21 protein-coding genes are annotated in these 24305 nt (G+C 63.4%); 13 read left to right on the top strand and 8 right to left on the bottom strand.

Annotated elements, in window-relative coordinates; translation table 11 throughout:
• Positions 1–79: 79 nt before the first annotated feature.
• Together JCM7686_RS04475 and JCM7686_RS04480 are read left to right on the top strand one after the other, a co-directional pair.
• Positions 80–937: a hypothetical protein gene (locus tag JCM7686_RS04475; RefSeq protein WP_020949671.1), complete on the top strand. Its 858-nt coding sequence runs from the start codon at positions 80–82 to the stop codon at positions 935–937.
• A gap of 91 nt (positions 938–1028) precedes the next feature.
• On the top strand, positions 1029–2429 hold the full coding sequence (locus tag JCM7686_RS04480) for an FAD-binding oxidoreductase (RefSeq protein WP_020949672.1): 1401 nt from the start codon (positions 1029–1031) through the stop codon (positions 2427–2429).
• On the opposite strand, the gene JCM7686_RS04485 is transcribed toward JCM7686_RS04480, so the two are convergent.
• A complete protein-coding gene (locus tag JCM7686_RS04485) occupies positions 2401–3315 on the bottom strand; it encodes a LysR family transcriptional regulator (RefSeq protein WP_041527123.1) in 915 nt (304 codons plus the stop codon). The two genes, JCM7686_RS04480 and JCM7686_RS04485, sit on opposite strands and share 29 nt — an antisense overlap.
• Positions 3316–3414: 99 nt before the next feature.
• On the opposite strand from JCM7686_RS04485, the gene JCM7686_RS04490 reads away from it, so the two are divergent.
• The 3 genes from JCM7686_RS04490 to JCM7686_RS04500 all read left to right on the top strand — a co-directional run bounded on the left by JCM7686_RS04490 (position 3415) and on the right by JCM7686_RS04500 (position 6280).
• Positions 3415–3825 carry a DoxX family protein gene (locus tag JCM7686_RS04490; protein WP_041527124.1) on the top strand — a complete coding sequence of 137 codons (411 nt, stop codon included), beginning with the start codon at positions 3415–3417 and terminating at the stop codon, positions 3823–3825.
• An 11-nt stretch (positions 3826–3836) separates the two neighbouring features.
• Positions 3837–4634, top strand: a complete 798-nt coding sequence (locus JCM7686_RS04495) for a VOC family protein (protein WP_020949675.1) — start codon at positions 3837–3839, stop codon at positions 4632–4634.
• Positions 4635–4780: 146 nt separating this feature from the next.
• A complete protein-coding gene (locus JCM7686_RS04500; protein ID WP_041527125.1) occupies positions 4781–6280 on the top strand; it encodes an acetyl-CoA hydrolase/transferase family protein in 1500 nt (499 codons plus the stop codon).
• An 82-nt stretch (positions 6281–6362) separates the two neighbouring features.
• Here the strand turns inward: JCM7686_RS04500 and JCM7686_RS04505 are convergent, their stop codons facing one another.
• The 6 genes from JCM7686_RS04505 to JCM7686_RS04530 form a co-directional block, all read right to left on the bottom strand.
• On the bottom strand, positions 6363–7145 hold the full coding sequence (locus tag JCM7686_RS04505; protein ID WP_020949677.1) for a MetQ/NlpA family ABC transporter substrate-binding protein: 783 nt from the start codon (positions 7143–7145) through the stop codon (positions 6363–6365).
• A 25-nt stretch (positions 7146–7170) separates the two neighbouring features.
• Positions 7171–7845 (bottom strand): methionine ABC transporter permease, encoded by a 675-nt coding sequence (locus JCM7686_RS04510; protein WP_020949678.1) that lies wholly within the window; start codon positions 7843–7845, stop codon positions 7171–7173.
• Entirely contained in the window at positions 7835–8902 is a 1068-nt protein-coding gene (locus JCM7686_RS04515; protein WP_020949679.1) for a methionine ABC transporter ATP-binding protein, read from the bottom strand. Before JCM7686_RS04515 ends, JCM7686_RS04510 begins: the two co-directional genes overlap by 11 nt.
• Positions 8903–9059: 157 nt before the next feature.
• Positions 9060–9803 (bottom strand): triose-phosphate isomerase, encoded by a 744-nt coding sequence (gene tpiA / locus JCM7686_RS04520; protein ID WP_020949680.1) that lies wholly within the window; start codon positions 9801–9803, stop codon positions 9060–9062.
• Positions 9804–9927: 124 nt separating this feature from the next.
• Positions 9928–10299, bottom strand: coding sequence for a HesB/IscA family protein (locus tag JCM7686_RS04525; RefSeq protein ID WP_020949681.1), 372 nt, complete (start codon positions 10297–10299; stop codon positions 9928–9930).
• 46 nt (positions 10300–10345) lie between these two features.
• Positions 10346–11278 carry a 5'-methylthioadenosine/S-adenosylhomocysteine nucleosidase gene (locus JCM7686_RS04530; RefSeq protein ID WP_020949682.1) on the bottom strand — a complete coding sequence of 311 codons (933 nt, stop codon included), beginning with the start codon at positions 11276–11278 and terminating at the stop codon, positions 10346–10348.
• 382 nt (positions 11279–11660) lie between these two features.
• Here JCM7686_RS04530 and rpsD point away from each other — a divergent pair, with 382 nt between their 5' ends.
• The 3 genes from rpsD (at position 11661) to JCM7686_RS04545 (ending at position 14229) form a co-directional block, all read left to right on the top strand.
• Positions 11661–12281, top strand: a complete 621-nt coding sequence (gene rpsD / locus JCM7686_RS04535; protein WP_020949683.1) for a 30S ribosomal protein S4 — start codon at positions 11661–11663, stop codon at positions 12279–12281.
• A gap of 208 nt (positions 12282–12489) precedes the next feature.
• Complete coding sequence (locus JCM7686_RS04540; RefSeq protein WP_020949684.1) at positions 12490–13233, top strand: HugZ family pyridoxamine 5'-phosphate oxidase; 744 nt, start codon at positions 12490–12492, stop codon at positions 13231–13233.
• Between the two features lie 135 nt (positions 13234–13368).
• Positions 13369–14229 carry a hypothetical protein gene (locus JCM7686_RS04545; protein ID WP_148292576.1) on the top strand — a complete coding sequence of 287 codons (861 nt, stop codon included), beginning with the start codon at positions 13369–13371 and terminating at the stop codon, positions 14227–14229.
• A gap of 97 nt (positions 14230–14326) precedes the next feature.
• Here the strand turns inward: JCM7686_RS04545 and acnA are convergent, their stop codons facing one another.
• Complete coding sequence (gene acnA / locus JCM7686_RS04550) at positions 14327–17098, bottom strand: aconitate hydratase AcnA (RefSeq protein ID WP_020949686.1); 2772 nt, start codon at positions 17096–17098, stop codon at positions 14327–14329.
• Positions 17099–17474: 376 nt separating this feature from the next.
• On the opposite strand from acnA, the gene JCM7686_RS04555 reads away from it, so the two are divergent.
• The 5 genes from JCM7686_RS04555 (at position 17475) to JCM7686_RS04575 (ending at position 24263) form a co-directional block, all read left to right on the top strand.
• On the top strand, positions 17475–18626 hold the full coding sequence (locus tag JCM7686_RS04555; RefSeq protein ID WP_041527126.1) for a DUF1223 domain-containing protein: 1152 nt from the start codon (positions 17475–17477) through the stop codon (positions 18624–18626).
• A 152-nt stretch (positions 18627–18778) separates the two neighbouring features.
• On the top strand, positions 18779–19396 hold the full coding sequence (locus JCM7686_RS04560; RefSeq protein WP_020949688.1) for an inner membrane-spanning protein YciB: 618 nt from the start codon (positions 18779–18781) through the stop codon (positions 19394–19396).
• Between the two features lie 119 nt (positions 19397–19515).
• Positions 19516–20700, top strand: a complete 1185-nt coding sequence (gene metZ / locus JCM7686_RS04565) for an O-succinylhomoserine sulfhydrylase (RefSeq protein WP_020949689.1) — start codon at positions 19516–19518, stop codon at positions 20698–20700.
• Between the two features lie 144 nt (positions 20701–20844).
• On the top strand, positions 20845–21810 hold the full coding sequence (gene folE2, locus JCM7686_RS04570) for a GTP cyclohydrolase FolE2 (protein WP_020949690.1): 966 nt from the start codon (positions 20845–20847) through the stop codon (positions 21808–21810).
• Positions 21811–21875: 65 nt separating this feature from the next.
• Positions 21876–24263: an ATP-dependent helicase gene (locus JCM7686_RS04575; protein ID WP_020949691.1), complete on the top strand. Its 2388-nt coding sequence runs from the start codon at positions 21876–21878 to the stop codon at positions 24261–24263.
• The last annotated feature ends 42 nt before the right edge of the window (positions 24264–24305 follow it).

The raw sequence follows: 24305 nt of genomic DNA on the forward strand, positions 1-24305 counted from the left end.
GGCCGCGGCGGGTTGTGATCTCATACAAAATGCGCAAATTGGCCGCTGATGTGTTTGTGCCATTTGTGAGGTTTTGGTCATGGGTTTTTTCAGCAGCACGCCAGAGACGCTTCCGCTCGACAATTTTCGCGTGGCCCCCGGTGCGGTCGAGGCGAGCAAGGACGGCCGGAATTTCATGGTCGATCTCTCGGCGATTGCGCAGCAAAAGGCGAATGACCTCGGAAATGCCGCCAGATCGAAAGGGGGCACCGGGGCCGGGATCAATGTGACCGAGGGCGGGCGCTGCAAGATCGTCGAAGGCAAGGCCAAGAATGGGATCAGGACGCTGACCGGGCAAACTGCCACCGATGGCAAGGACTACTGGTTTCCCTATCCGGCCCAAGCGGTCGGCCATGTCGAGGTTCCAGCCGATGTGCCGAAAGGCACGATTGTCGCGACGCCGCCGATGAACGGATGCAGTCTCGTGGTGACCAAGACCGAGGACGGCAAGTGGCATTTCTTCCATGACCCGAATGGCGAAGTCATGTTCGGCAAAGGGGTTGGGCCGACTGACCGCATGGCATTGGACGACGAGATGAAGGCCGCGCGTGCCGGCGATCTGACTGGGCAAGACAAGCAACGAACCCAACATCAATTGCAGTTTTTCAAAAACTTCAGGGATTACGCAGGGGGACCGGCCTTCGCGAAAATCGGGAGGCCGACCGACAGCGGCGGGATGTCAGGTGGCCTTGAGCCGAAGGATTCCCAAGGCCAGGCCACTGTGGCCGAGAAGTCGAGCGCGACCGGAGAGCCGCATCAGTTCGGTCACAGCCTGATCTCGGTGAAGACGGATACGGGTTGGGACGTTTACAATTTCGGGGTCGTCACCAAAGGGAGCCAGAACGAACCCGAGGCGGTCGTCGAAGGGCTCGGTTCGAAAAAACTCGGCTCGTTCTAACGCGTTAGGACGGCATGGGGCCGACGCCCCCTTGCGTTGTCCGGATTTGCAGCGCACCTCTTGGCCCTCTGCAGATCCCGGAGGGCCCGCGATGACCGACCTCAATCCCGCTGATGCAAATCTCGCCGCGCGGCTGCCCGAGGGCGTGCTGCGCCCGGTTTCTGACGCCTATCTGGACGAGCCGCGCGGACGGCTTCACGGGCGCGCAGGGCTCATCGCCGCGCCGCGCTCGGTCGAGGAGGTTGCAGCGGTGGTTCGGGCCTGCGCCGAGGCGCGGGTGGGCATCGTGCCGCGCGGCGGCGGGACCGGGCTTGTCGGCGGGCAGGTCATGCCCGAGGGGCCCTTACCGCTAGTCCTGTCGCTGGAGCGGATGACAGCCATGCGGGGGATCTGGCCCGAGGAAAACGTCCTGATCGCCGAGGCGGGGATGACGCTGCACGCGGTGCGCGAAGCGGCAACGGGCGCGGGGCGCGCCTTTCCGCTCTCGCTCGCCTCGCAAGGGACGGCGGCGATTGGCGGCTGTCTTTCGACCAATGCGGGCGGCGTGGCTGCCTTGCGGCACGGGACGGCGCGCGCGCTCTGTCTCGGGGTCGAGGCGGTTCTGCCCGATGGCTCGATCCTGCGCGATCTCAAGCGGCTGCGGAAGGACAACACCGGCTATGATCTGCGCGATCTGCTGATCGGGGCCGAGGGCAGTTTGGGCATTATCACCGCCGCCGCCCTGCGGCTGATCGTGCCGCCTGCGGGCGTGGGAACCGCCATGCTCGAAGTCCCGGACCCGGCGGCGGCGCTGAGCCTGCTCGCCTTGGCCGAGGGGCGGCTTGCGGGCGGGGTGACCTCGTTCGAGCTTTTGTCGGGGCAGGGCATGGATTTCCTGCGCGACACCCTGCCGGAGGTGCGTCTGCCCCTGCCGCAGGCGCGCTGGTCGGTGCTTTTGGAGGTCGGCCTGCCGGAAGGGCTCGACCCAGCGCAGGCGCTGGAAGGCCTGCTGGTCGATGCGATGGAGCGTGGTTTGGTGCGGGACGGCGTCATCGCGCAATCCGGTGCTCAGGCGCGCGAATTCTGGCATCTGCGCGAAAGCTTGCCCGAGGCCAACCGCCGGATTGGCGCGATTGCCAGCCATGACATCAGCCTGCCGCTGTCGGACATTCCGGGCTTCATCCGCGACGCCGATGTCGCGCTGCGCCAAGGCAGCGATCTGCGCATCCATTGCTTCGGCCATCTCGGCGACGGGAACCTGCATTACAACCTCTTCCCGGCCAAGGGGCGGCGGCGCGAGGAATATGACGGGGCGCGCAAGGCCCTGACCGAGCAGGTCCATGAGATGGTCATGGCGCGCGGCGGCTCGTTTTCTGCGGAGCACGGGATCGGGCGGCTCAAGGTCGGCGATCTGGCGCGCTGGGGCGATCCGGTGCGGCTTCAGGCGATGCGGGCGATCAAGGCGGCGCTTGATCCTTTGGGGATCATGAACCCGGGCGCGGTTCTGGGGTGAAATGGGGCCGTAGCGCCTCGCGCAGGTGATCGAGATAGGCGGCAACGCGCGGCACCGGGAAGGGCTGCGGGAGCTGTAACGCCTGAATATCAAGCGTGGCCGTCGCGAAATCGCTGAGAAGATGGATCAGGCGACCCGCCGCAACATCTTCCTCGACGACGAAGCGGGGCGTGAAGGCAATCCCCTCGCCCGCCAGCGCCAAGCGGCGCACGGCGGCGGCACTGTTCACCGCGATCCGGCTTTGCAGCGCGACGCTGAGGGGCGCGCCATTGACGATGAAGGTCGCGCGATTGAGCGAGCTGTCATTGGTGTCGCGGATCGTGCGGTAATGTTTCAGATCGGCGGGCGTCTCGGGCTGGCCGTGGCGCGCAAGATAATCCGGGCTTGCCACCACCCAGGATTGGGTCGTGCCGATCCGCCGCCCGAGTAAGGCGGAATCGCGCAGATTGCCGATGCGGATCGCGATGTCATAGCCTTCGGCCGCCAGATCGACATAGCGGTCGGTGAGGTTCAGATCCACGCTCACGCGCGGGTTCTGGCGCAGGAAATCATGGGTCAGCTCCGTGATGAACATCTCGCCGAAGGTCATCGGCGCGGAGACCCGCAGCCGCCCGGTCAGCCCGGCCTCGCCCGCATGCAGCTGGGCGTCAAGCTCATCCGCAGCGGCCAGCAGGCGGCGCGCACCTTGCAGGTAACGCTCGCCCGCACTGGTCAGCGAGAGCGCGCGGGTGGTGCGGTGCAACAGCGTGACGCCGAGATCGGCCTCGAGCGCCGCGACATATTTGCTGACAAGCTTGTTCGAGATGCGCAGCCGATCCGCCGCCGCGGTGAAAGAGCCCGCGTCAACCACGGTGACAAAGGCGCGGATGCGGTCGATCCTGTCCATGACTGTCCACAAAATGGCGGGAATATCTCGCGAAATATAGCCGTTATCGGCGATGATCGGAAGTTCTATCTTCGCTTCATACGCAAACGGAGCGAACCCATGTCCGATACCACTCTTCAAAACGGCAATGCCGATCTGGCGGCCACCATTCTGCGCGTCTCGACCGGCGCACTGTTTCTGGTCCACGGCCTGACGAAGCTCTTCGTCTTCACCCCGGCGGGGACCGCGGGCTATTTCCAATCGCTCGGCCTGCCCGGCGCGCTTGGCTATCTGACGATGATCATCGAGATCCTGGGCGGTCTCGCGCTGATCGCGGGCTTCATGACCCGTTGGGTCTCGTTGCTGGGCGCGCTGGTCCTGCTGGGTGCGGCCTGGTTTGGCCATGTTCCCAATGGTTTTGGCTTCTCGAATACCGGCGGCGGCTGGGAATATCCGGTCTTCTGGGCCATCGTGATGGTGGCTTTGTCTTTCCTTGGGGACGGCCGCTGGTCGGTCTTTAACCGCAAATAAGTGAGGCGATCATGGCGACGAGTGATGCACCTGCCGACATTGGCCGCGTGGCCCTTGTCGTGAAGGATCTGGCCGGGATGAGCGATTTCTATCGCTCGGCCCTCGGCCTTGAAGAGCTGGCGCGCGACGCAGAGGTTGCGCGTCTGGGGCAGGGCGAGCGTGTCCTGCTGGAGCTGCGCGGCGACAAGGCCGCCCGGATTGCTGATCCGCGTCAGGCCGGGCTGTTCCACAACGCGTTTCTGCTGCCCAGCCGCGCCGATCTCGGCGCTTGGCTGCGCCATGCCGCCGATACCGATCTGCGCCTTGACGGTGCCTCGGATCACGGCGTCAGCGAGGCGCTATATCTGCGCGACCCCGAGGGCAACGGGATCGAGATCTATGTCGATCGTCCCCGTGCCGATTGGCCGCGCCGGGACGCTGCGCTCAGCATGGTCACGCGGCGGCTCGATCTGAACGATCTGGCAGCCGAGGCGCGCGGCCCCTTCACCGGCGCGCCCGAAGATACGGTGATTGGCCATGTCCATTTGCAGGTCGGCGATCTGACCGGCGCGGAAAGCTTCATCACCGGTCCTCTCGGCATGGGGCTGACGCAAAGGATGCAGGGCGCGAGCTTCTTCAGCTCGGGTGGCTATCACCACCATCTCGCGGGCAATATCTGGAACAGCCGTGGCGCAGGCGCGCGGCCCGACGGCGCGACCGGCCTTGCCGATGTCGAGATCCGGCTGACCCCCGAGCTTTACGCCGCAGCAAGCCAAACCCATCTGCGCGATCCCTGGGGCACGGCATTCACGCTGAGCGCCAAGGGCTGAACGGGCGCAAGAAACGACCACTTTCGGGGCCGTTGATCGAAAGGTCAACGGCCTTTGCCTTGCGCCCGCCGCATGGCCGCGTTGATTTGTCACCCGCCCGATATGCTTCTATGCCACCCCCAGATCCAGAGGATGGAGGGCTCGCTTTGCCAGATTATCTCGACCGCATCCGGCACAAGGGATTGCGCGATCTCGTGGTCTCCGCAGATCAGGCGGCGGCGCTTATCAAGGACGGCATGGTCCTTGGCATGAGCGGGTTCACCCGCGCGGGCGAGGCCAAGGCCGTGCCGTTGGCGTTGGCCGAGCGTGCCAAACGCGAGCCGCTGAAGGTCACGCTGATGACCGGGGCCTCGCTTGGCAATGATCTCGACAAGACTTTGGCCGAGGCGCATGTCCTCTCGCGCCGCATCCCCTTCCAGTCCGACCCGGCTTTGCGCCGCGCGATCAATGCGGGCGAGGTGATGTTCATCGACCAGCATCTCTCGGAAACCGTCGAGCAATTGCGCACCCGCCAGATCCCCGGCGTCGATCTCGCCATCATCGAGGCGGTCGCGATCACCGAAGAGGGCGGCATCATCCCCACGACCTCGGTCGGCAATTCGGCGAGCTTCGCGCTTTTGGCCCCGAAGGTGATCGTCGAGATCAACACCAGCCAGCCGCTGGCGCTTGAAGGGATGCATGACATCTTCATCCCGACCTATCGCCCCGCGCGGATGCCGGTGCCGGTGGTCTCGCCGCAAAGCCGGATCGGGCTGCCCTATATCCCGATCCCGCCCGAGCGGATCGCAGCCATCGTCATCTCGCAAAAGCACGACAGCGCCTCGAATATCCTTGAACCGGACGAGGACACCCGCGCGATTGCGGGCCATCTGACCGAGTTCTTCAAGCACGAGGTCGCCCAAGGCCGCCTCACCAACCAGCTCGCGCCCTTGCAAGCCGGGATCGGCACGATTGCCAATGCGGTGCTGCACGGGCTGATCGACAGCCCGTTCCACGACCTGACGATGTATTCCGAGGTCTTGCAGGATTCGACCTTCGATCTTTTCGACAGCGGCAAGATGGTCTTTGCTTCGGGCTCGTCCCTGACGCTCTCGCCTGCGAAGGGCGCGAGCGTCATGCCGCGCCTCGCCGAATATAAATCGCGGCTGATGCTGCGCCCGCAAGAGATCTCGAACCATCCCGAGGTCGTGCGGCGTCTGGGCATTATCGCGATCAACACCGCGCTCGAATTCGACATCTATGGCAATGTGAACTCGACCCATGTCATGGGCACGCAGATGATGAACGGCATCGGCGGCTCGGGCGATTTCGCGCGCAATGCCTTCATGTCGATCTTCGTGACGAAATCCATGGCCAAGGGTGGCAGGATTTCCTCGGTGGTGCCGATGGTCAGCCATGTCGATCACACCGAGCATGATGTCGATATTCTGGTGACCGAGCAGGGGCTGGCCGATCTGCGCGGACTGGCACCGCGTGAGCGCGCGCGGGTCATCATCGAAAACACCGTCGCCCCGGAATGGCGCGACCTTCTGCGCGATTATTCCGCGCGCGCGACCGAGCGTGGCGGGCATACGCCGCATCTGCTCGAAGAGGCTTTGAGCTGGCACGACCAGCTCCGCCGCACCGGCACGATGAAGCCGGAATGATGAAACCCGAATGACGAACTCCAAAGGCTGAAACGAAAAACGCCCCGCAATTGCGGGGCGTTTGCCGTTCGATCACCAAAGATCAGAACGCGGGGATGACCGCGCCTTTGTATTTCTCTTCGATGAAGGTTTTGATTTTCGGGTCGTGATAGGCCTCGACCAGCTCTTTCGCCCAAGCCGCGTCTTTATCGGCGGTTTTCACCACGATGATATTGGCATAGGGGCCTTCGGCCTTCTCGATGGCAATCGCATCCTTGCTGGGATCGAGCTTGGCTTCGAGCGCATAGTTCGTGTTGATGACAGCCACATCGGCATCATCGAGCGAGCGCGGCAGCTGGGCGGCGTCGAGTTCAAGGAATTCGAGCTTCTTCGGGTTTTCCGCGATGTCGAGCGGGGTCGGGGTCAGGCCAACGCCGTCCTTGAGTTTGAGCACGCCCTTGTCGGCCAGCAGCAAAAGCGCGCGGCCACCGTTGGTCGGATCGTTCGGGATCGCGACCTTGCCACCTTCCGGCAGATCATCCAGCGATTTCAGCTTGGACGAATAGACGCCCATCGGCGTGGTGAAGGTCAGGCCGATCGTGGTCAGGTCATAGCCACGGTCCTTGATCTGGTTGTCCAGATAGGGCTGGTGCTGGAAGATATTGGCGTTGAGATCGCCATCCGCCAGCGCCTGGTTCGGCATGACGTAATCGGTGAACTCGACCAGCTCGATGTTCAGGCCCTTTTCCTTGGCGATCGGAACGACCTGTTCCATGATTTCGGCATGTTCGCCGACCGAGACACCAACCTTGATGTCTTCGGCCAGAGCCATGCCCGAAACCAGGGCGAAGGCGGCAGTCAGGGTAGCGAAGCGCAGCTTTTTCATTGGCTTTCTCCTGTGAAAGAACTCTTTACCGGCCCCGGTTGCGGGGCGCGCGTTTGTCGAACCGGCTGGCGATCCATTCGCCGATGGATTGCACCAGCTGGACCAAGACGATCAGGATCACGACCACGGCGGCCATGACATCGGGCATGAAACGTTGATAGCCGTAGCGGATGCCGAGATCGCCAAGCCCCTTGCCGCCGACCGCGCCGACCATGGCGGAATAGCCGATCAGACTGACGACGGCCAAGGTCAGGCCCAAAACGATGCCAGGCATGGCCTCGGCGACCAGAACCTTGCGCACGATCTGGCCCGGCGTCGCGCCCATCGAGCGCGCGGCCTCGATCAGACCGGCATCGACCTCGCGAATGGCGGTCTCGATCAGGCGGGCGATGAAGGGGGCGGCAGCGATGGTCAAAGGCACGATCGCGGCATCGGTGCCGATCGAGGTGCCGACGACCAGACGCGTGAAGGGGATGATCGCCACGACCAGAATGATGAACGGAACCGAGCGCGCCGCATTGACCACGAGCCCCAGCACCTTGTTGAGCACGGGGCTCGAATAGAGCTCGCCCTTGCGCGAGGTCGCAAGGAAAATCCCCAAAGGCCCGCCGATCAGCGTGCCGAGGATCGTCGAAAGCGCGACCATATAAAGCGTCTGCAGCGTCGAGGCCCAGAGCAGGTTGATCAAACTAGCCGACATAGCCAAGCACCTCGGTCATCATGCCGTGACGGTTCAGAAAGGCCTGAGCCTCGGCGGCGCGGGGGCCGGGCAGGCTGACGATCAGGCTGCCGAAGGGATTGGGGCCGATCTCTTCGATCGCCCCGGCGAGAATATTGGTTTCGATCCCGCGATCAACGGCAAGGCGCGAGAGCATCGGGTCGGTGGCGTGATCGCCGATGAAGGTGATCTGCAGCACGGCCTGCGCGCCCTCGCCTTGCGGGGCAGGCGTCATGCGACCGGCGATGAAACCGGGCACGGCGACGCCGGTGACGCCGGTCAGGAACGAGCGCGTCGTCGGATGCTGAGGGCGCGAGAAGACGGCATAGGTCTCGCCCGCCTCGACGATGCGCCCGCCCTCGATCACGGCGACATGGGTGCCGATGTCGCGCACCACCGCCATTTCATGGGTGATAAGCAGAATGGTCAGGCCAAGCTCGCGGTTGATGTTTTGCAAGAGCTCCAGCACCTGCCGCGTCGTGTCGGGATCAAGCGCCGAGGTCGCCTCATCCGACAAAAGCACGCGCGGATTGGTGGCGAGCGCCCGGGCAATGCCGACGCGCTGCTTTTGCCCGCCCGAGAGCTCTGCCGGATAGCGGTTGGCCTGCGCGGTTAGCCCGACGAGATCAATCAGCTCGCTGACACGCGGCCGGATCTGTGCGGACGGCGCGCCTGCGATTTCCAGCGGCAACGCGATATTGTCAAAGACCGTGCGCGAGGAGAGGAGGTTGAAATGCTGGAAGATCATGCCGACTTCGCGCCGGATCGCGCGCAGCTCGGCCCCTTCGGCGGGCGCGACATCGCGGCCATGCACGATCACCTTGCCCGAAGACGGGCGCTCGAGCCCGTTCACCAGCCGCAGCAGGGTGGATTTGCCCGCGCCCGAACGGCCGATGATCCCGGTGATCGCGCCTTGCGGCACGTCGAGCCAGATATCGTCAAGCGCGACCACATCACCTGCGCCGCCCTTTTGCGGATAGAGGCGGGTCACGCCCTGAAAGGAAATCGCCGGTTCGCCCCGGTGCGCGGCCTCAGTCATCTCTAAACCCTGTCAAGTCGGTCAGAGGTATGCGCCTCGCGGGGGATTTTGCAAGAGGCGACACTTGCGCAAAGAGAAAACGGTGTTCCGATCTTGCTGTAAACGCCGGAACTCCGTCCTTTTTTGCGCAAAAATGTCGAGGTAGAGAAGATTTTTCTTATGCGCCGAGCGCGGAAATGATCGCGCCGAAATCGCTGGCCTTGAGGCTCGCGCCGCCAACCAGCGCGCCGTTGACATCGGCAATCGCAAAGATCTCGGCGGCATTCGAGGGTTTGACCGAGCCGCCGTAAAGCAGCGAGATCTCGGCGCCATCGGCAAAGCGCGCGGCAAGGCGGTCGCGCATCAGGGCATGGACCTCGGCGATCTGGTCATTCGTCGGGGTGCGGCCGGTGCCGATCGCCCAGACCGGCTCATAGGCGATCACGGTATTCGCCGCCGTGGCGCCTGCGGGGACCGAGCCCTGAAGCTGGGTCGCGATCACATCGAGCGTCTGGCCAGCATCGCGCTGCGCCTCGGTTTCGCCGACGCAGATCACCGCGACCAGCCCGGCCTCATGGGCGGCAAGCGCCTTGGCGGCGACCTCGGCATCGGTCTCGCCGTGATCGGCGCGGCGCTCGGAATGGCCGAGGATGACATGCGAGGCGCCGACATCCTTGAGCTCGACCGCGGCAATATCGCCGGTATGGGCGCCCGAGGTCTTGGCGTGGCAATCCTGACCGCCGACGCGCAGCACCGAGCCGGCCGCGCGGGTGGCCATGGCATGGATCAGGGTCGCGGGCGGGCAGATCAGCACGTCGCAGGCAGGCGAGGGGTGCGCGGCCACAAGCTGGTCGATTTCCGCCAGCGCGGCCAAGGTCCCGTTCATCTTCCAATTGCCAGCAGCAAGCTTGCGCGGTGCCATCCCTCATCCCCCGATTATCAAAACTCAGCAGGGATTAGGGACTTCGCAGCGGTCAATCAAGCGAGGCGCCTGTGATTTTGGCAAAGATTGCAACTGTTTGCGCCAACAGTCCGGGCGCGCGGCCTCAGCTGGCCGGGCGACCCGCGCCCAGAGGCTCAAAGCGCACCGATTCCCCGCAGCCGCAGGCTTCGGTCACATTCGGATTGCGGAACTTGAAGCCGGATTCGAGCAGCCCGGTCTCATAGTCAATCTCGGTGCCGAAAAGGAACATCTGTGCGGTCGGCGCGATCATCACGCGCGCCGCGCCCTGTTCGACGACCTCGTCCGAGGCATGCGGCGTTTCCGCCATCTCCATCGTATATTCCATGCCCGCACAGCCGCCTTTCTTCAGGCCGATGCGCAGACCATGCGACGACTTCCCCGCCATCAGCTTGGCGATTTGACGCTCGGCTGCCGGGGTAATGGTGACAGGGGATTTGCCGGGGATCGAAAACATGACGGGCCGCCTTTCTGTGAGATCAAAGATAGGCTTCCGCCCGCCGTCACTCAAGACCCCGAATTTCCGAAACCGGTGGCAGGGCGGCGACAAAGCGGCTCATCACCGCCACCGAATTCGCGGCGGCAAGGTCCATGAAGGTGCCCATCTCATTGTGACCCGCCCCCCCACCGGCCAGATCAGAGACCGAGCGGAAGGCGATGAAGGGCACGTCATTCGAATAGGCCACCTGCGCGACCGCCGCGCTTTCCATATCAAGCACATCGGCCTTGAAAGTTTCATGCGCCCAGTTCCGAAGCTGGGCATTGTCGACAAAAACCGAGCCCGACACGCCATTCCCGCCAATCCGCACTTCGGGCATCTTGGTCAGGCAGGCATTGCCTTTCGAGCAATTCGACAGTTTCACATCCTTGGCGGCTTCGGCTGCGATGCGAAACAGCTTGGGATCGACCTCGAACCAGAATTTGGTCTCGGGCTTCTGAGACTGTGCGGTGATCACATCGAGCGGGCGGGTGAAGAACATCCCGAAATTCTTGTGATCCGAGCGGAAGAAGCGCGGCATCGTGAAGGCACCGTCGCGCTCGCGTCCGGCAACCACCTCGAAATATTGGCCCCAACGCAGGGGAATCGCGACATCGCCGATGTCATATTTCGGCTCCGCGCTGCCAGCGATGCCGGTGAAGGCAATCGCCTGGATGTTGAACCGGTCGAGCGCGAGCTGCGCCGTCATCGCCGCATTCACCATCGAAACGCCCGAGAGGTAAAGGACGACATCCTTGCCCTCAAGCGTCCCGGTCACGAACTCGGTACCGTGCTGAATCGAATGGCCGGTCGGCTGCACGACCTCTTTCAGCGCCAGCCACTCGGGCTCGAAAGCCGAGACGATCGCGATCCGTGGGGTGTCATCCCAGTCGGGGCGTTCAGCCAGAGCCGGCGTGCCGAGAAGCAAAAGAGTCAGTGCGGCGCGCAGAGATCGCATTGCGATTCCTTATCCAAGGATCCATCAAGATAACTTGCGCTCAGATGACGGATCGTCAACCTCTGGAAAGCTTAGGATTTTCAGAAGACGCAATGTAATTTGCCGCCTGTGCCCCTTCGGCCGCAAAGCTGTGCAATCTTAGGGCTTCGGGGGTCGGCGTTTCGGGGCCTTGAGCCAGACTTGACCCGCACTTGACCTGCACTTGACATGGGGTGGCAAGCGGCTATAAGCGCGGCTTCATTGGTGTTGGTGGCCCCCGCAAGGGGATTCCTGTCGGGCTTCATTGCCAGAGGACAACGCCCTTCGACGCATCTGCGGTCCGGGAGAATGCTACCGGTTCCGGGTCTAACCGCAGACGCATAATTTGTGAAGGAGATCAGCCGTGACCAAACGCACAGCTGCCAAGTACAAACTCGATCGCCGCATGGGCGAAAACATCTGGGGCCGCGCCAAATCGCCGGTCAACCGTCGCGAATATGGCCCGGGCCAGCACGGTCAGCGCCGCAAGAACAAGCTGTCGGACTTCGGTACCCAGCTGCGCGCCAAGCAAAAACTCAAAGGCTACTACGGCGATCTGACCGAGAAGCAATTCCGTCGCATCTACGCCGAAGCCGAGCGTGTGAAGGGCGACACCGGTGAGAACCTGATCGGTCTGCTCGAGCGCCGCCTCGACGCCGTCGTCTACCGCTCGAAATTCGTCCCGACGATCTTCGCTGCACGCCAGTTCGTGAACCACGGCCACGTCCAAGTGAACGGTCAGCGCGTCAACATCGCGTCCTACCGCGTCAAAGAAGGCGACGTGATCTCGGTTCGTGACAAGTCGCGTCAACTCGCGATCGTTCTGGAAGCCGTCGGCCTGGCCGAGCGTGACGTCCCGGACTACATCGAAGTCGACACCAACAAACTGACCGCGACCTTCGTGCGCACCCCGACCCTTGGCGACGTGCCCTACGCCGTTGTCATGGAGCCGAACCTGGTCGTCGAATTCTACGCTCAGAACTAATTCGGACGATCCAACCGGATCATCCAAAAGAAGGCCGCTCCCACCGGGGCGGCCTTTTGCTTTGGGGCGCCCTTTGGCAGGGGCAGGCTGTCGCATTTGCCTTTTGATGCCAGCATGTTAGAACCCTGCATCCCCCAGCCAGATCATGGCGCTGCCCGGCTTTCGGGCCTGCGCGGACCGCCAGGGCCTATCCCCAAGGAGGCTCAGAATGACTGCGATCACCCCGCGCGGGCTGGAAATCAATCTTGACGCGGCCCGCCCGATGGAGCCCGCGCAGGTCGCGCGCCAGATGCTGCTGACCAGCCGGGTCGCGGCGCTGGCGACGCTCGATCCCGGTGGCTTTCCCTATAATACGGCGACGAATCTCGTGGTGCGCGCCGATGGCACGCCGCTGATCTTCACCGCCTCGCTTGCACTTCACGCCCGCAATATCGAGGCCGATCCCCGTGTCTCGCTGTCGCTGGCCGATCATGGTCGCGACGTGCTGGTGACGCCGCGCCTCAGCCTGTCGGGTCGAATGGAACGTGTCACCGGCCCGACGATTGACGCGGCCAAGGATCTCTATCTGCGGCGTTTTCCCAAGGCGAAGCTTTACCTCTCGCTGCCCGATGCGCGGATCTATCAGATGAAGATCGAGGCGGTTCAGCTCAATGGCGGCCCGGCGCAAAACGCCAATGACGTGACCCCGGATCACCTGCGTCTCGATCTGAGCGGGGCCGAGGCGCTGATGGCGGAAGAGGCTGCAATCGTCGAGGCGCTCAATGGCAATCCCGCGCATGTCGCGCGGATTGCCAAAGCGGCGGGCGTGACCGAGGACGGGCGCTGGAGCGTGACCGGGATTGATCCCGAGGGCGTGACGCTGAACGGACGGGCAGAGGCGGCGCGCTGGTGGTTTGGCGCGCGACTGACCTCGCGCGCGCGGATCGAGGCGGCGCTGGCCGCGCTCGGCTGAGGCCCGGGCGAAGGCCGCGCTCTTTTGCAACAGGGCGTGGCCTCTTTGCCATCAAACTGCCGCGACCTTCGCGTCAGGCTGTCGCCTCGGCTTTGGCTTCGGGTTAAAGTCCGGCGGGGCAAATTGAGGATGATCATGCGCAAGACCGCGGCCTTTCTGCTTTTGACACTCGCCGTGACCGGAGGGCCGGTCTGGTCCGAAACCGCTGATGAGAAGCTGTGGACCTGCAAGACCTCGCTCTCGGGCGCGGTGACAGAGATCAACTATCTCAAGGACGAGGGTTACCAGAAGAACGTCGGATCGATGGAAGCGCGATTCGCCCGTTTCGGCAAGGTGACCTGCCCGGGCTATGTCACCCTGCGCGAGATCCTGCGCCGCAATGAGATCAAGGACGAGGCCAATTACTGCCTGCTCTGGGATCAGAAAAACGACACCTATGTCGGAGCTCAGCTTGGCCCGCGCAAATCGAATGCGATCTGCGGCAAGACCTTCTGCACGCGGGTGAACTCGGCCAAGGCGGCGGCGCTTCAGGGCGGCAAGGCGGCGGTGACGTCGGGGTTTGAAGAGGTCACGCAAAGCCCCGGTCAGGCGATCATCGGGGTCGCGACGGGCGATCTCAAGGGCACGATCGAAGGCGCGGGCGCGGTTGCGGCGGGGCTGGCCTCGTCTCCGGCCGCGGCGGGTGCCGTGCTGGTCGGGGCGGCGGCGACTGGCGGCGCGCTTTGGTATTGCTCGGGCGGCCCTGACGACCGCGCCGCCGATGCTTTGCCCGAGGCCAAGCCCTATGTGCCGAGCGAAGAGGACACGCCTTTGGGTATGCATACGCCCGGCGCGGACCCCGCCGATGAGGTGGTCTGGAGCTCGACGCTGCCCGATGCCCCCAAAGCCGCAACTCCGGCCACGCCTGCTCCCGCGCCTGCGACAGCCCCGGAGACGGCCCCAGCATCCGACGCCACCCCTGCGACGGCACCCGCGCCCGATCCGGCAAAGCCGTAAACGGCACGCGATCATCGCGACATCATCGCGGCGCGCAAAGAAAAAGCCCCGGCAGTGCCGGGGCTTTTCCTCTTCGTGATCCGGGTATTCGCCCCGATCAGGCTTTGGCGAGATTGCGCAAAACGTAATGCAACACGCCGCCGTTTTCGAGATATTCGATCTCGACCTCGGTATCGACGCGGGCCTTGAGCTGGATCGTGCGCTCGCGGCCATCGGCATATTGGATGTGGCAAGGCACCAGCGACAGCGGTTTGAAGTCGCCTTCCAGCCCGTCGATCGAGATGACCTCGTCTCCGGTCAGTTCCAGCGATTTGCGGGTCGCACCATTGGTGAACTCGAAGGGGATGACGCCCATGCCGACGAGGTTCGAGCGGTGGATACGCTCGAAGCTTTCAGCGATGACCGCCTTGACGCCCAACAGGTTCGTGCCCTTGGCCGCCCAGTCCCGCGAGGAGCCCGCGCCGTATTCGATGCCGCCGAAGATCACCAGCGGGATGCCCGCTGCCTGATATTCCATCGCCGCGTCATAGATCGAGGTCTGCTCGCCATCGAGGCCCTTGGTGTAACCGCCCTCGACCCCATCCAGCATCTCGTTCTTGATGCGGATATTGGCGAAGGTGCCGCGCATCATGACTTCATGGTTGCCGCGGCGCGAGCCGTAGCTGTTGAAGTCTTTTGCAGCGACCTGACGCTCGGTCAGGTATTTCCCGGCAGGCGTCGTCGGTTTGAAGGAACCGGCGGGCGAGATATGGTCGGTGGTGATCATATCGCCCAGCAGCGCCAGAACGCGCGCGCGCTCGATATCGTGGATCGCGCCCGGCTCTTTGGACATGCCGCGGAAATAGGGTGGGTTCTGGATATAGGTCGAGGTCGCGGGCCAGTCATAGGTCTCGCTGTCGGTGACCTTGACGGCCTGCCAACGCTCGTCGCCTTTGAACACGTCCGCATATTTCGACTGGAACATCTCGCGGGTCACGATGGTATCGACCAGCTCGGCGACTTCTTTCGAGGACGGCCAGATGTCTTTGAGGAAGACCGGCTTGCCTTCGTTCGAATAGCCCAGAGGCTCGCTCGTCAGGTCGATGTTCATATCGCCTGCGATGGCGTAAGCGACGACCAGCGGCGGCGAGGCCAGATAGTTCGCGCGCACATCGGGGCTGATCCGGCCTTCGAAGTTGCGGTTGCCCGAGAGGACAGAGACCGCGACCAGATCATTGTCGTTGATCGATTTAGAGATCGCCGGCTCCAGCGGGCCCGAGTTGCCGATGCAGGTCGTGCAGCCGAAACCAACGAGGTTAAAGCCAAGCGCGTCGAGATCTTCCTGAAGGTTCGCGGCCTTCAGATATTCCTCGACCACCTGCGAGCCGGGGGCGAGCGAGGTCTTGACCCAAGGCTTCCGGGTCAGGCCAAGCGCGCGGGCTTTGCGGGCAACAAGGCCAGCCGCCATCAGCACGTAAGGGTTCGAGGTGTTGGTGCAGGACGTGATCGAGGCGATCACGATCGAGCCGTCATGGAGCTTGTAGCTTTCGCCCTCGACATCGCCCGAGGCAAAGCCGTCATGGTGGCCCGGCAGGTGATCCGGAGCAGGCGCGCCGCCATCGCCGTTCCAGCGCTTTTCCGATTTCTCGGTCGGCTCGGGCAGTTTGCGGGTGCCGCAGATGTATTTCGCGAATTCCGTTGCCGAGGCGGTCAGCGGAACGTGATCCTGCGGACGTTTCGGGCCGGAGATCGCCGGGACGACCTCGCTCTGGTCGAGTTCCAGCGTCGAGGAATAGACCGGCGCATAATCAGCACCGCGCCAGAAGCCGTTTTCCTTGGCATAGGCTTCGACCAGCGCAATCCGAGCCTCTTCGCGGCCGGTTTGACGCAGGTAGCGCAGGGTTTCATTGTCGACCGGGAAGAAGCCGCAGGTCGCGCCATATTCCGGCGCCATGTTGGCGATGGTCGCGCGGTCGGCCAGCGGCATATGGTCAAGGCCTTCGCCGTAGAATTCGACGAATTTGCCGACAACGCCGTGTTTGCGCAGCATTTGAACGACTTTAAGGACGAGGTCGGTCGCGGTGACGCCTTCGGTCAAAGCGCCGGTGATCTTGAAGCCGACGACTTCCGGGATCAGCATGGAAACCGGCTGGCCGAGCATCGCGGCCTCGGCTTCGATCCCGCCAACACCCCAGCCCAGAACGGCAAGGCCGTTGACCATGGTGGTGTGGCTGTCGGTGCCGACGAGCGTATCGGGATAGGCAACCTCTTCGCCGTTCTGGTCCTTGTCGGTCCAGACGGTCTGGGCCAGATATTCAAGGTTCACCTGATGGCAGATGCCCGTCCCCGGAGGCACGACGCGGAAGTTGTTGAACGCGTTCTGGCCCCATTTCAGGAACGTGTAACGCTCCATATTGCGCTCATATTCCAGCTCGACGTTGCGCTGGAAGGCGCGGGGGGTGCCGAATTCGTCGATCATCACCGAGTGGTCGATGACCAGATCAACCGGGTTCAGCGGGTTGATCTTTTGCGGATCGCCGCCAAGCGCCTTGATACCGTCGCGCATCGCGGCAAGGTCAACCACGGCGGGAACGCCGGTGAAGTCCTGCATGAGCACGCGGGCGGGGCGATAGGCGATCTCGCGCGGGTTTTGCCCGCCCAGCTTCGCCCATTCGGCGAAGGCCTTGATATCCTCGACCGAGACGGTCTTGCCGCCATCCTCGAAGCGCAGCAGGTTCTCGAGCACGACCTTCAGCGAGGCCGGCAGTTTCGAGAAATCACCAAGCCCGGCTTCGGTTGCGGCCGGAATCGAGTAATAGGCATAGGTTTTGCCGCCAGCGTTGAGGCTGCGGCGGGTTTTTGCGGAGTCTTTTCCCGTTTCGATGGGCATAGCTCGCTCCCTATCGTGGCTAAGGTGGCTGTGAGGCGGTCTGAGCGCCATGTGCGCTTTTTCGGGCGAGGGTGCAAGGGTCTCGGACCTGATTGTATGCGATTGTATGCGAAAAAAATTCCGAGCGGGACAGGCTGTTGCGATGGTGACACGGCACTGATGTAATCGCGCGACGCTAACAAACCCTTGATTTGGCACTTTGCCCCCGCAGACGTTAGGTGGACGGGATCATGCCGTGGTTCTCTGCGGTGGCCTATTGGAAAAGCTCTTGATGACCGCATGTCTGCCCGCTGGCTCTGATGACGTTTTGTCGCGCCAACCGATATGCCGCATACCACCGCATCGGGCTGCGGTCAGGTTGCGGCGTGCAGGTCGGATGTCGCTGCAGGTTCTGGCCATGGGGATGTTCCTTGTCGCAGCCCAGCCGGGTCTGGCTCAGGACAGTGAATCCGATGGCGGTGTCAGTGGAATGACAACCGGAGGCGGAGACGGGTTTTCCTCGTCGACCGGCTTTGGTGGCTCGATCACCCATTCTCCGGGCAGCGATGTTTCGGCCTTTGGCTCGGCCGCGACCGGAGATCCGTCGAGCGCGACGGCGGGATATGGCGGGATGAGCGGCGATCTGAGCGCCGATGACAGCACCAGCTTTCTCGATGCGCCCGACGGCGAAGCGGGGCTGATCCGGGCGCCGCGTGCGCTTGGCGGTTCGGCGGATGCGGCTTTTAAGAGCAGCACGATGGATGGGGCGAATTACGGCTTTTTGCCCGAAGCGGGCCAACCCCAGCCCAACCAACTGCTCGAAGCCAACCGCGCGGCGCCTCTGGCCGCGAATGCGCTGCCGATCGGGCCGATGATTCACTCTCCGGTTGTGGTCGAGCTGTTCACCTCGCAGGGCTGTTCCTCTTGCCCTGCGGCCGATGACATGCTGGCGGATCTGGCCAATCGTTCGGATGTGCTCGCGCTGTCGTGGCATGTCGATTACTGGGACTATCTGGGCTGGAGCGACGATTTCGCCCGTCCCGAATTCACCGTGCGTCAGAAAAACTATGCCCGCGCCGCCGGAGAGCGCTCGATCTATACACCGCAGATTCTGGTTGGCGGTACCGATACGCTGCTCTCGCTGCGCCCGGCCGATCTGATGTCGCTGATCGAGACCGAAATGGCGCGCCCGATCGCGCTTTCGGTGGTCTCGCAGGATACGCCCGACGGGTTCAAGATCGAGCTGACCCCGCGCGGCCCCAGCAAGCACGGCATTGCGATCCTGCTGATCCGCTACGCACCCGCGCGGCAGGTCGAGGTGAAATCCGGCGAGAATCGCGGCCTCACGCTGACCTATCGTAATATTGTTCTGGGCGTGGACCGGATCGCGACCTGGGACGGGCGCCAGCCGCTGCGGCTGAAGGTATCGAGCATGGCGCAACCCGGCTCGGCCTATCCGCCCGACACCCGCCACGCGCTGATCGCTCAGCAGATCGGGCGCAAGGATGCGGCCTCGGGCGCGATTCTGGCCGCGATCAAGCTGGACTGAGGGCTGAGGGCTTAGCGGCTTGACGCGTCGCGGCCCTGATGCGGCCTCGATCCGACCTCGCGCCAACCCCGATCCGGCGCGACCCCGCGCCACCTTGCCCAAGCCCCGCGCCTGAGCGACAAGGCAAGACGATTATCACACCGGAGAGCCAGATGACCGAACCCAAAAAGCCCGCACCGCTCGCGAAGGCTGTCCTTGAATTCGGACCGGCGCTGCTGTTCCTGCTGACCTTCCTTGCGCTCAAGAACAAGACCGTGACGCTTGGCGGGACCGAGTATCAGGGCTTTGTCGTCGCGACGATGGTTTTCGTCCCGGTTCAGGTCATCGCCACGCTGATCCTGTGGCGGATGACCGGCAAGATCTCGGTCATGCAGATCATGACTCTGGTCTTGGTGGTATTTTTCGGCGGGCTGACGGCTTGGCTCAATGATCCGAAGTTTCTCGAAATGAAGCCGACGATTCTCTATCTCTTCTTCGCCGGGCTTCTTGGCCTCAGCCTTGCTTTGCGGCGCAACTGGCTCCAGGCGGTGATGGGCGAGGCACTGCCGATGCAGCCCGAGGGCTGGCGCATCCTGACGATCCGGCTGGTCGTGCTGTTTCTGGCGATGGCCGCGCTGAATGAAATCGTGCGCCACACCATGTCGCAATCCGCTTGGGTCTGGTTCAAGACCATCGGTCTGGTGGTCATCATGTTCGGCTTCTTCATCGCCAATGCGAAGCTCTTTGAACGCTACGCGCTGCCCGCCAAGGACGAGGACTCGCGGGGCTGAGCCTTTTTCGCTGTTGCCGCAAGGCCGGAATGCGGATTTCGCTTGCGGGTGAACTTGCACAGGCGCGGGCCGAGGAGTAACCCCGAAGCCGCAATTCTGCACAAATCCGGGAATCCGCCATGTCCACAGATCCGAAACCGCAGCTTCACCCTCGCACCCGCGCCGTTCACGCAGGCACGCGCCGCAGCCAATATGGCGAAATGGCCGAGGCGCTCTTCATGACGCAGGGCTTTGCCTATGACACGGCAGAGCAGGCGGAGGCGCGGTTCATCAATGTGGGCCCGGACGAGTTCATCTATGCGCGCTACGGCAATCCGACCAGCCGGATGTTCGAGGATCGCATCGCAAGTCTTGAAGGCACCGAGGACGCCTTTGCAACCGCAAGCGGCATGGCGGCCGTGAACGGTGCATTGATGTCCATGGTCAAGCCGGGCGACCATATTGTCTCTTCCTCCGCGCTCTTCGGCTCGTGCCTCTATGTGCTCGATCTTCTGGCGAAATTCGGGGTCGAGATCAGCTATGTCGATGGCACCGATCTCGATCAGTGGAAAGCCGCGATCCGTCCCGGCACCAAGGCCGTCTTCTTTGAAAGCATGTCGAACCCGACGCTGCAAATCGTCGATATCGCGGGGGTCGCGAAACTGGCCCATGCGGTCGGCGCGCTGGTCGTCGCGGACAATGTCTTCGCGACCCCGACCTTCTCGAATGCGGCCGAGCAGGGCGCGGATGTCATCATCTATTCGACCACCAAACATATCGACGGGGCCGGGCGTGCTTTGGGCGGCGTGATCTGCGGCACCCGCGATTTCGTGCGCAATGTCGCCGAGCCCTATCTCAAGCACACCGGCGCCGCGATCAGCCCCTTCAATGCCTGGCTGATGCTGAACGGTCTGACGACGATGGATCTGCGCGTGCGCGCCATGGCCGACAGCGCGCTTCAGGTGGCGACGGCGCTGGAAAGCCTGCCGCAGATCTCGAAGGTGATCTATCCGGGGCTGGCAAGCCATCCGCAGCACACGCTGGCCGCGCGCCAGATGGGCACGGGCGGCACGATGATCGCCGCCGATACCGGTAGCAAGGACGCCGCCTTCCGCGCGATGAACCGGCTCGAGGTCGCGAAGATCTCGAACAATCTCGGCGATGCCAAGACGATCGTGACCCATCCGACGACGACGACGCATCAGCGCCTGTCCGAGGAGGCGCGGCTGGCGCTTGGCATCACGCCGGGGCTTTTGCGCATCTCGGTCGGGCTCGAACATCCCGAGGATCTGATCGCCGATCTGCGCCAGGCGCTTGCAGGCTGAACCGCTGGCCCGTCCGCCTTTCCGGCACGCTCAAAGCGAGCTGTGACCTTTTGGGGATGGGCCCTCGGTATGAAGCTGGTTAATCAGGGGTTCCTTTCGGGCCCCTGACGCCCCATATTCATCCTTCCGCGCGAGGAGAATGCCATGACCCATGTTCGGCCCGTGAACACCAGCCAGCCGGTCTATAGCCGGACCTATCCCGCCGATTTCAAGGTGGACGAGGCCTATAAGGCCACGCTGCCCGATCTGCAGAATGGCCCCGCGAGCCTGATCGTCGGGGCGAATGCACCGATCCAACATGTCGGCATCTCGAATTTCCGCCTGCCGATTCGCTATCTGAAACGCGATGGCGGTGAGATCACGCTGGAAACCAGCGTCACCGGCACGGTCAGCCTTGAGGCCGACCGCAAGGGCATCAACATGAGTCGCATCATGCGGTCCTTCTATGCCCATGCGAACAAGGATTTCTCGCTCGCGGTGATCTCCGAGGCGCTCGACGACTATAAAAGCGACCTCGACAGTTTCGACGCCCGCATCCAGATGCGCTTTTCCTATCCGATGGAGGTGGGCTCGCTGCGCTCTGGCCTCTCGGGCTGGCAATATTACGACATCGCGCTCGAGCTGATCGAGCAGGGCGGCGAGCGGCTGCGCATCATGCATTTCGACTATGTCTATAGCTCGACCTGCCCGTGCTCGCTCGAGCTGTCGGAGCATGCCCGCAACACGCGCGGGCAATTGGCGACGCCGCATTCGCAGCGCTCGATCGCGCGGATCTCGGCGGTGATGCTGCCCGAGGATGGCAAGCTGTGGTTTGAGGATATGGTCGCGATCTGCCGCGCCGCCGTGCCGACCGAGACGCAGGTCATGGTCAAGCGCGAGGACGAGCAGGCTTTTGCCGAACTCAACGCCGCCAATCCGATCTTTGTCGAGGATGCGGTCCGCGCCTTTGCCGACCAGCTTCTGAAGGATCCGCGCATCGGCGATTTCCGCGTCATTGCCAGCCATCAGGAATCGCTGCATTCGCATGATGCGGTCAGCTTGCTGACCTCGGGGCCGACTTTCGCGCAATCGAGCCTTGATCCGACGACCTTCTCGGCGCTGCGGGCTTAACGAGTTTCGGAACAAGGCGTGAACACACGCTTTTCATGCGGCCTCGCGCCCGCTATGGTGACGCTATGAGCCAGTATGACGATTTCGATCCTTTCGAGGCGGCCGCGGCCCCCGTCCCTCTGTCCCAGCGGGCGATGGGCGTGCGGCCGACGCCCTATCTTGACGGTCTGAACCCGGCGCAGCGTGCGGCGGTCGAAGAGCTTGACGGCCCCGTCCTGCTGCTTGCCGGGGCAGGGACCGGCAAGACCCGGGCGCTGACGACGCGGATCGCGCATCTGCTGATGCAGGGCAAGGCGCGGCATGGCCAGATTCTCGCGGTGACCTTCACCAACAAGGCCGCGCGCGAGATGAAGGACCGTATCGCCCGGCTTCTGGGCGAAACCGTCGAGGGGATGCCCTGGCTTGGCACCTTTCACTCGGTCTCGGTCAAGATCCTGCGCCGCCATGCCGAGCTGATCGGCAATGCCGACCTGCATCTGAAGACGACCTTCACCATTCTCGACACCGACGATCAGATCCGGCTGCTGAAGCAGCTGATCGCGGCGGAAAACATCGACGAGAAACGCTGGCCCGCGCGAATGCTCGCCGGGCTGATCGACGCGTGGAAGAACCGCGCGCTGACGCCGTCGCGCGTGCCGAAAAGCGATGCCCGCGCCTATGACGGCTATGGGGTGAAGCTCTATCAGGCTTATCAGGACCGCTTGCTCGCGCTGAACGCCGTCGATTTCGGCGATCTCTTGATGCATTGCGTGACGTTGTTCCAGGCCCATCCCGACATTCTGCGCCAGTGGCAGGAGCGCTTCCGCTATATCCTTGTCGACGAATATCAGGACACCAACACCGCGCAATATCTCTGGCTGCGGCTGCTCGCACAGGCCCATCACAACATCTGCGTCGTGGGCGATGATGACCAGTCGATCTATGGTTGGCGCGGCGCCGAGGTCGGCAACATCCTGCGCTTTGAAAGCGATTTCCCCGGCGCCAAGGTTATCCGGCTTGAACAGAACTATCGCTCGACCCCGCATATCCTCGCGGCGGCCTCGCGGCTGATTGCGGCCAATTCGGGGCGGCTTGGCAAGACGCTCTGGACCGAGGCCGAGGGCGGCGAGAGGGTGCGGCTGATCGGCCATTGGGACAGCGAGGCCGAGGCGCGCTGGATCGGTGAGGAGATCGAGGCCTTCCACGGCGGCCACCGCGCCGCCATCGGCAAGCGCAGCCTCAATGACATCGCGATCCTCGTGCGCGCCAGCCATCAGATGCGCGCCTTTGAAGACCGCTTCATGACCATCGGTCTGCCCTATCGCGTGATCGGCGGCCCGCGCTTCTATGAGCGGCAAGAGATCCGCGATGCCATGGCCTATTTCCGGCTGGCGGTTTCGCCCGACGACGATCTGGCTTTCGAGCGGATCGTGAACGTTCCCAAGCGCGGCTTGGGCGACAAGGCGGTGCAGAAGGTCCAGATCGAGGCGCGTGACCGCGGCCTGCCGCTTCTGCTGGGTGCTGCGGCGGCGGTGGCCTCGGGCGCGGTCGGCGGCAAGGGCGGCGGCGCCTTGCGCCTGCTGACCGAGCAGCTGGGGCGCTGGCACGCCGATGCGATCGATTCGACCGTGTCCCATGTCGAGTTGGCCGAGCGGATCTTGGACGAATCGGGCTATACGGCGATGTGGCAGAACGACAAATCGCCCGATGCGCCGGGGCGGCTCGACAACCTCAAGGAATTGGTCAAGGCGCTCGAGGAATTCGAGAACCTGCAAGGCTTCCTCGAACATGTCGCGCTGGTCATGGACACCGACAAACAGGAATCGGCTGAGCAGGTCTCGATCATGACGCTGCATGGCGCCAAGGGCCTCGAATATCCCATCGTCTTCCTGCCGGGCTGGGAGGATGGCCTGTTTCCTAGCCAGCGCAGCATGGACGAAAGCGGCACCCGCGGGCTCGAGGAAGAGCGGCGGCTGGCCTATGTCGGCATCACCCGCGCCGAGGAGCTCGCGACGATCAGCTTTGCCGGAAACCGGCGGATGTATGGCCAATGGCAAAGCTCGCTGCCCTCCCGCTTCATTGACGAGCTGCCCGAGGATCACGTCGATGTCCTGACCCCGCCCGGCCTTTACGGCGGCGGCTATGGCGCGGCGGCGCAGCCCTATGGGCAATCCTCGATCTACGACCGAGCGTCCAAGGCCGATGTCTATAATTCTCCGGGCTGGAAGCGGATGCAGGAGCGCAGCAGCCATCACGCGGCCCCGGTTCACAAAAAGCCCGTGACCATTGATGCCGATCCGGCGGCGGGTTTTACGGTGGGTGAAGAGGTCTTCCATCAGAAATTCGGCAAGGGCCGGATCATGGGGATTGCCGAGGATACGCTGACCGTCGAATTCGGCACCGGCTTCAAGACCATCAAGGCGGCTTATGTCCAGCCTCTGAGCGCGGCTGGCAGCGACGACGTGCCCTTCTGAGCGCAAAAGGCGGCCCGGTGGAGCCGCCGTCACTCGTTACAG

The sequence above is a fragment of the Paracoccus aminophilus JCM 7686 genome, from assembly GCF_000444995.1.
Lineage (GTDB): Bacteria > Pseudomonadota > Alphaproteobacteria > Rhodobacterales > Rhodobacteraceae > Paracoccus > Paracoccus aminophilus.

What these genes read in the sequence shown, in the direction of transcription:
- JCM7686_RS04545 (WP_148292576.1), top strand. Translation starts at nt 13,369, where the DNA reads ATGCGCAAGACCGCGGCCTTTCTGCTTTTGACACTCGCCGTGACCGGA.
- JCM7686_RS04495 (WP_020949675.1), top strand. Translation starts at nt 3,837, where the DNA reads ATGGCGACGAGTGATGCACCTGCCGACATTGGCCGCGTGGCCCTTGTC.
- JCM7686_RS04515 (WP_020949679.1), bottom strand. Translation starts at nt 8,902, where the DNA reads ATGACTGAGGCCGCGCACCGGGGCGAACCGGCGATTTCCTTTCAGGGC.
- JCM7686_RS04525 (WP_020949681.1), bottom strand. Translation starts at nt 10,299, where the DNA reads ATGTTTTCGATCCCCGGCAAATCCCCTGTCACCATTACCCCGGCAGCC.
- JCM7686_RS04475 (WP_020949671.1), top strand. Translation starts at nt 80, where the DNA reads ATGGGTTTTTTCAGCAGCACGCCAGAGACGCTTCCGCTCGACAATTTT.
- metZ (WP_020949689.1), top strand. Translation starts at nt 19,516, where the DNA reads ATGTCCACAGATCCGAAACCGCAGCTTCACCCTCGCACCCGCGCCGTT.
- tpiA (WP_020949680.1), bottom strand. Translation starts at nt 9,803, where the DNA reads ATGGCACCGCGCAAGCTTGCTGCTGGCAATTGGAAGATGAACGGGACC.
- JCM7686_RS04485 (WP_041527123.1), bottom strand. Translation starts at nt 3,315, where the DNA reads ATGGACAGGATCGACCGCATCCGCGCCTTTGTCACCGTGGTTGACGCG.
- JCM7686_RS04575 (WP_020949691.1), top strand. Translation starts at nt 21,876, where the DNA reads ATGAGCCAGTATGACGATTTCGATCCTTTCGAGGCGGCCGCGGCCCCC.
- JCM7686_RS04560 (WP_020949688.1), top strand. Translation starts at nt 18,779, where the DNA reads ATGACCGAACCCAAAAAGCCCGCACCGCTCGCGAAGGCTGTCCTTGAA.
- JCM7686_RS04510 (WP_020949678.1), bottom strand. Translation starts at nt 7,845, where the DNA reads ATGTCGGCTAGTTTGATCAACCTGCTCTGGGCCTCGACGCTGCAGACG.
- JCM7686_RS04530 (WP_020949682.1), bottom strand. Translation starts at nt 11,278, where the DNA reads ATGCGATCTCTGCGCGCCGCACTGACTCTTTTGCTTCTCGGCACGCCG.
- JCM7686_RS04505 (WP_020949677.1), bottom strand. Translation starts at nt 7,145, where the DNA reads ATGAAAAAGCTGCGCTTCGCTACCCTGACTGCCGCCTTCGCCCTGGTT.
- folE2 (WP_020949690.1), top strand. Translation starts at nt 20,845, where the DNA reads ATGACCCATGTTCGGCCCGTGAACACCAGCCAGCCGGTCTATAGCCGG.
- JCM7686_RS04555 (WP_041527126.1), top strand. Translation starts at nt 17,475, where the DNA reads ATGTCGCTGCAGGTTCTGGCCATGGGGATGTTCCTTGTCGCAGCCCAG.
- JCM7686_RS04540 (WP_020949684.1), top strand. Translation starts at nt 12,490, where the DNA reads ATGACTGCGATCACCCCGCGCGGGCTGGAAATCAATCTTGACGCGGCC.
- JCM7686_RS04490 (WP_041527124.1), top strand. Translation starts at nt 3,415, where the DNA reads ATGTCCGATACCACTCTTCAAAACGGCAATGCCGATCTGGCGGCCACC.
- JCM7686_RS04480 (WP_020949672.1), top strand. Translation starts at nt 1,029, where the DNA reads ATGACCGACCTCAATCCCGCTGATGCAAATCTCGCCGCGCGGCTGCCC.
- acnA (WP_020949686.1), bottom strand. Translation starts at nt 17,098, where the DNA reads ATGCCCATCGAAACGGGAAAAGACTCCGCAAAAACCCGCCGCAGCCTC.